Source organism: Collinsella bouchesdurhonensis, from assembly GCF_900155365.1.
GTDB lineage: Bacteria > Actinomycetota > Coriobacteriia > Coriobacteriales > Coriobacteriaceae > Collinsella > Collinsella bouchesdurhonensis.
The window spans coordinates 1-998 of sequence record NZ_LT699730.1 but is presented as its reverse complement, the minus strand read 5'-3'; the positions used below and the strand labels follow the sequence as shown (position 1 = coordinate 998).

Below are 998 nucleotides of genomic sequence, written 5' to 3'. Positions count from 1 at the left end.
GCGCTCGGCGCCGACGGCGGCGTCCCCAGCCGCGCTGACGTCGCATTGGCTGCCGCATGCACGGCGAACGGCCAAGGGTCCATCGCATACGACGACAGCCCCGACCTCGGGATGTACGACGCCGTCTTCGCAAAGGAGGCCTAGCCATGGACATCGAGCAGATGACGAGGGGCCAGATCGAGGCGGAGTTCGCCGCGCTGGCCAGGACCATGTACTTCACCAAGTCGACGATCGCGGCGTTTTCCAAGGATGCCACGCGAGGCCAGCTGGTGGCTGCATGCGAGCTGATCAGGAGCGAGAACGCCACCAGGGAGGAGAACAGGAAGGCAAGGCTCATGAAGCAGGCCAAATTCCCGGCCGTGAAGTCGGTCGCGGACTTCGACTTCGGCGAGGTGTCCTTCCCAGACGGCTACACCGTCGATGACCTGGTGTCATTGGAGTTTGTCCGGCAGGCCCAGGACTTCGTGTTCTACGGAGGATGCGGACGCGGAAAGACCCACCTGTCGATCGCACTGGGCGTGCTGGCGGCCGAGCGGGGCTACAAGGTCAGGTACTTCGAGACCGCGTCGCTGGTGCTGATGCTGAAGGCGGCCGTCGCCGACAACAGGCTCGAGCAGGTGCTTCGCGACATAGCCAAGGCGGACCTGCTGATAATCGACGAGTACGGCTACATCCCGATAGACATCGAGGGCGCTCGGCTGCTCTACCAGGTGATGTCGGCAACGTACGAGACGAGGAGCATGATCGTCACAACCAACATAGAGTTCGGCAAATGGGGCACTGTGCTGGGAGACGCGCACCTGGCCACGGCGACGATTGACAGGATCATGCATCATGGTCGGCTGGTTGAGTTCGGCGGGCAGAGCAGAAGGTTCGAGGAAGCCTTGATGATGGGAAGATCGGACAGTTAGCGAAGAAAGGGTGCGGCACCTTTGCAAAACGGTGAAACCCGAAAGAAATTAGTCGTGAAATCCTAAATTTAGTTGTTGTGAAAAACA

1 protein-coding gene is annotated in these 998 nt (G+C 60.5%); it reads left to right on the top strand.

Features of this window, described 5'->3' with window-relative positions; all coding sequences use genetic code 11:
* The first annotated feature begins 146 nt into the window (after positions 1 to 146).
* On the top strand, positions 147 to 911 hold the full coding sequence (gene istB / locus BQ9843_RS00015; RefSeq protein ID WP_230205501.1) for an IS21-like element helper ATPase IstB: 765 nt from the start codon (positions 147 to 149) through the stop codon (positions 909 to 911).
* Positions 912 to 998 lie beyond the last annotated feature (87 nt).

Coding starts and splice junctions, on each gene's coding strand:
- istB (WP_230205501.1), top strand. CDS start 147: ATGGACATCGAGCAGATGACGAGGGGCCAGATCGAGGCGGAGTTCGCC.